Raw genomic sequence first — 4,261 nt, forward strand, 5'->3', positions numbered from 1 at the left:
GACATACACGAAGCGCGTCAGAACAAAAAAATGGACAATGCCAATTAGAAGTTGGAGTGAAGCAATGCCGCATTTTTTAATTAAATTTGAAGGCAGAATTTAAGTGCTATGAAAAATTTACACAGTTAGATGGATGGGCTCCCGTTAAGCGGCAGTTGAACTTTCTCACAGCATGACAAAAGTCTTTTATTTTTTGTTTTGATTTTACTGCTTTTTGTAACTCAACGCCACTGCTAACATCCACCCCCATAGGGCTTACTTTTTCAAGAAGATTTGTAACATTAAGAGGGGTTAATCCTCCGGCAACAATGACTTTTTTTGCTAAATCTTGAGGAATGATTGACCAGTCAAACATCTGCCCTGAGCCGCCATAAACATGCTTTGACTTTGAGTCAAGCAATAATGCTCTTGATTCATTGTATTCATTAGCAGCATTTTCAATATCATCTTTTTTTTCAACACGAACCGCTTTGACGTAAGGAAAGCCAAACTGCTGACAAAAACTTGGTGATTCATCACCATGAAACTGTAAAATATTAACACCTGTACGGATAACCTGTTTAACAAAGTTTGGATCTGCGTTAACACAAAGACCAAAAACACTGACAAAAGGAGGAAGTTGTTGAATAATTACTTTAGCATGTGCTAAGGAAATATACCGTGGTGATTTGGCATAAAAAACAAGCCCAATGGCATCTGCTCCACAATCAATAGCATAAAGCGCATCTTCTATATTGGTAATTCCACAGATTTTAATTTTTGTTTTCATTGTGCACAACCGTATGATTGGTTTGTGTTATTTATATTAAAAGATTCGGCATATAAAGTACAAGTAAAATATTAATGCTTTGATCGCCTGTAAGCTTTATTTACGTTTTTATTATCCTATGTTGAAAGCATATTTTTCTGCAATTTTTGCAAATTAACGTTTAGTGACAAAAGGGCCTAAGCAACAAAATTGATTAATGCTGCGGCAACCATTGATGCGGTTGCGACACCTATGCCTGTTCCTGCAATTAATTTATCGATTTTATCCAGATGAAAACGTTTACGTTTTTGTATGGTCTCATCGTTTTCATTAGATGTTTCGGCAAGGATAGAAATATATTCAGGAAAAAGTGGCTCTTCGCCATATTCACCTGACTCAAATCCTTCAAGCCAATAATTATATTCGACAGTATTTTGTGGAAATGGGTTATCCGTATCTGGCTTATCTGCTTTGCCATGCGCATAACCATACATCCAGACTTTTTCTAATTCATCAAGCTTGTCGATTTGTGCGGTTAGAATTAACTTTAACCTAGCATCCATTTCTTGTTGTTCCATGATAGACCTCCTTGAATGTTCTTTAAAATAAATGACATTGGTAATTTCAATTTAGAAACCTTCCGTTATAATTTTAGCATTAAAACGATTAAATTTAACTAAATGAATAAATCTTTTTCAACTGATAAGCTGCATGAAGCAATTAAACAGATAAAGCAACAACAGATTGTGGCGTTACCAACAGAGTCAGTTTACGGCTTAAGCTGTATTATTACGCCTAAGACGGTTGAGAGATTGATTCAATTAAAAGAACGTGCTTTTGAAAAGGGGTTTATCGTTGTATCAAATGATTTGGCACATTTACTTGATTATGCAGATCTTACACAGTTAGACAAGCGACACCTTGAATTAATTAAAAAGCCAACAAAAAGACCAACAACATGGATTATTCCAGCGAAAAAAGAAATACACTGGTTAACTGGACAGTATACAAGCATTGCGGTAAGGCTCACTGACCATCCAGTATTAAAAGCGGTCAGTCAAGCATTGGATCAAGCCATTATTTCAACCAGTGCAAATTTATCCAATAAGCCACCGGCAACAACAGCCAAAGAAGTTGAAAAGTATTTTCCTCACAAGCTTGGCTATGTTTATGATCAAGGCTATCCTTGTGATGGCAAACCATCTCAGATTATTGAGCTTTTAACCCAGAAAATCATTCGTCCTTGACTTAAAATTTGCTGAATACTTAAAGCATCCAAAAGAATTTTTTATTTCTCGCCTTTTAGAGGATCAGTTGTATACTGCCGGCTTAGATTATACAGTTACTTTAAAAGCAGGCTAAGCTTGTTTTAATATCTTTTATTTTTATGTAATAGGGAGATAGCAATGATTACATTTTGCTTTGGTCAACAACATGTTTTCCATGTGTTTGGCTTGATTGCAATGGCAATTGATATTCGCTATGGTAATAGAAATCTTTTAAGTGCGTTTTGTCTTTGTTGCTATCATAGTAAGTGATCACTTTTGTATTAATGTCATTTGATAGTTGTAATTGTCCATATAAATTATCGATTATTAATCGTCACTTTAAATAATTTCCCTGCTGCATCAAGCTCTAAATCTTGCAGCAACGTTTGCTTTTGTGCTGTATCGGTAATTTCTTTAATATCAAGAGAAAGCTTATCGCCTAATACATTTTGTGGCGCTGTTGCTGCAGGGTTATCTAGATAAAGATAAAAAGTATCATTCTTAGTCTTGGCTATTAAATGTTCAGCAGCATCGTTTATATCGTTATAGGTAATTAATGTGCGGTAAGGTAGACTGACAAGCGTCAATGTAGCATGGGGAATAAATCTAGTACGTAGTGCATTAAAGTTGTATAGGTTAACATCATAGTTATTGTCACTTACAGCAGAAGCACTAACGCTTGATATATTGCAGGAAGTTGTAGAGCATGTACCTGAAAAATGATAATCTCTTGTGAAAATATCTGCTTGAGGTTTAACCATTTCGGTATCTATTTTTTTTGTTACGCTAAATTCACATTGACTGTTGCCAGCGCTAATCGTATTGCAGCTTCCTTGGGTGACCATCAAATCGCTTGGAAGTTTTAGTTTGCTAATGACCTGATTTGGTGCAACAGACGCCATGGTACTGCCAATAGTTGTATTTTGAATGCTATAGTCAACAACAATTTCCCCTGTTTCACCAGGTGCTAGCTGATCGTTACCAGATAAACTGAGGTTGTAACTTTGACTTGTGCTGGCTTTACTGCTATCACCATCAGAAGCCCCACCGCAACCAGCAAGTACTAAGCTTGTTAAAGCCGTTAGACAAAATAAACCTGATTTTTTAAATGCGAATTTCATTGCATACCACCTTTGATGTTTTTTTAAACAGAATGAGTCTAACAATTAAACCTTTCATTTTTGTTGCAAAAAGGTAATAAGTTGTAACAAATAAGCTTTTTTAGTAAATCGTAGATAATAAAAAAGCTGGTAAACAAAGAAGTGACAGTCTGCTTAAAAAGGTCTAGATTATCCATTAGGCAAGATAAAACTAAACAATGAATTGTATGAAAAAATCCTCGTTGTTGATGATGATGCACGTTTGCGGGAGTATATTGGGGCTGTTTTGGAAAAATACGGTCTTGCACCTTTATATGCAGAGAATACACGCAAAGCTGAAGAGATTTTAAACAAGGAAACGGTGGATTTAATGGTGCTTGATATCATGATGTCGCCAGAAGATGGAATCAGTTTTTGTAAGCGTATTGTACCCAAAATCCATATTCCTGTTATTATGTTAACAGCGGTTGATGATGAGCTTGATCAGATTGTGTGCCTTGAAGCTGGTGCAATCGATTATATCACCAAACCCTTTAAACCGCGGATGTTGGTATCAAAGATCAAAAGTATTTTAAATTTTACCCAAAGACAAAGTGAAGACGATGAAAAACCAGAACCTATTCAGCAAGTAAGCTTTGATAAATGGATAGTTAATTTTGATACACAGAGTTTATTTGATGTAAATGGCAGCCAGGTTAATTTAAGTCGGCTTGAATTCTTGCTGCTAACATTGCTGATAAAAAATGCCAATAAAGTGGTTTCAAGAGGGAAAATCCTCGATGCGCTTTATCAGGATAAATATGTGGTCAGCGACCGCACGATTGATATTAATATCAGCCGTTTACGACAGAAACTAGACGATAAAAAGTTTAACCGCATCAAGACTATTCATGGTCGTGGCTATTTGTTTCGCTTGGAGTAGAGGGAAAATAATGTCAGAAAAAAAGGCAATGCGACAGAAAAAAAATAGACAAAAAGGAAATATAGTTGCCATCACACTACAGGACAGTAGCTGAATCAACGCTTTATTTTTAGCGGTTTTCATGGCATTTTTGTTTCGCCAAAAACTTAATAAACAATGCACATGGAACACGCCAAAGCACTTGAACAACTACTGTTACAATATTTTAACCATACTCGCCATA

The 4,261-nt window shown here is 35.7% G+C and carries 6 protein-coding genes; 3 read left to right on the forward strand and 3 right to left on the reverse strand.

Annotated features, from left to right (window positions below; genetic code table 11):
• Positions 1-106: 106 nt before the first annotated feature.
• Together DNK84_RS08135 and DNK84_RS08140 are read right to left on the reverse strand one after the other, a co-directional pair.
• Positions 107-769, reverse strand: coding sequence for a phosphoribosylanthranilate isomerase (locus tag DNK84_RS08135; RefSeq protein ID WP_119344050.1), 663 nt, complete (start codon positions 767-769; stop codon positions 107-109).
• A gap of 176 nt (positions 770-945) precedes the next feature.
• Positions 946-1,326: a hypothetical protein gene (locus DNK84_RS08140; protein WP_119344051.1), complete on the reverse strand. Its 381-nt coding sequence runs from the start codon at positions 1,324-1,326 to the stop codon at positions 946-948.
• A 102-nt stretch (positions 1,327-1,428) separates the two neighbouring features.
• On the opposite strand from DNK84_RS08140, the gene DNK84_RS08145 reads away from it, so the two are divergent.
• On the forward strand, positions 1,429-1,995 hold the full coding sequence (locus DNK84_RS08145; RefSeq protein WP_119344052.1) for an L-threonylcarbamoyladenylate synthase: 567 nt from the start codon (positions 1,429-1,431) through the stop codon (positions 1,993-1,995).
• A 159-nt stretch (positions 1,996-2,154) separates the two neighbouring features.
• On the forward strand, positions 2,155-2,286 hold the full coding sequence (locus DNK84_RS14920; RefSeq protein ID WP_268876900.1) for a hypothetical protein: 132 nt from the start codon (positions 2,155-2,157) through the stop codon (positions 2,284-2,286).
• A 47-nt stretch (positions 2,287-2,333) separates the two neighbouring features.
• On the opposite strand, the gene DNK84_RS08150 is transcribed toward DNK84_RS14920, so the two are convergent.
• On the reverse strand, positions 2,334-3,137 hold the full coding sequence (locus tag DNK84_RS08150; RefSeq protein WP_119344053.1) for a hypothetical protein: 804 nt from the start codon (positions 3,135-3,137) through the stop codon (positions 2,334-2,336).
• Between the two features lie 202 nt (positions 3,138-3,339).
• Here DNK84_RS08150 and DNK84_RS08155 point away from each other — a divergent pair, with 202 nt between their 5' ends.
• Positions 3,340-4,038 (forward strand): response regulator transcription factor, encoded by a 699-nt coding sequence (locus DNK84_RS08155; protein ID WP_119344054.1) that lies wholly within the window; start codon positions 3,340-3,342, stop codon positions 4,036-4,038.
• The last annotated feature ends 223 nt before the right edge of the window (positions 4,039-4,261 follow it).

It is taken from the genome of Facilibium subflavum (genome assembly GCF_003574485.1).
Classification (GTDB): domain Bacteria; phylum Pseudomonadota; class Gammaproteobacteria; order Francisellales; family Francisellaceae; genus Facilibium; species Facilibium subflavum.

Coding starts and splice junctions, on each gene's coding strand:
- DNK84_RS08140 (WP_119344051.1), bottom strand. CDS start 1,326: ATGGAACAACAAGAAATGGATGCTAGGTTAAAGTTAATTCTAACCGCA.
- DNK84_RS08145 (WP_119344052.1), top strand. CDS start 1,429: ATGAATAAATCTTTTTCAACTGATAAGCTGCATGAAGCAATTAAACAG.
- DNK84_RS14920 (WP_268876900.1), top strand. CDS start 2,155: ATGATTACATTTTGCTTTGGTCAACAACATGTTTTCCATGTGTTTGGC.
- DNK84_RS08135 (WP_119344050.1), bottom strand. CDS start 769: ATGAAAACAAAAATTAAAATCTGTGGAATTACCAATATAGAAGATGCG.
- DNK84_RS08150 (WP_119344053.1), bottom strand. CDS start 3,137: ATGAAATTCGCATTTAAAAAATCAGGTTTATTTTGTCTAACGGCTTTA.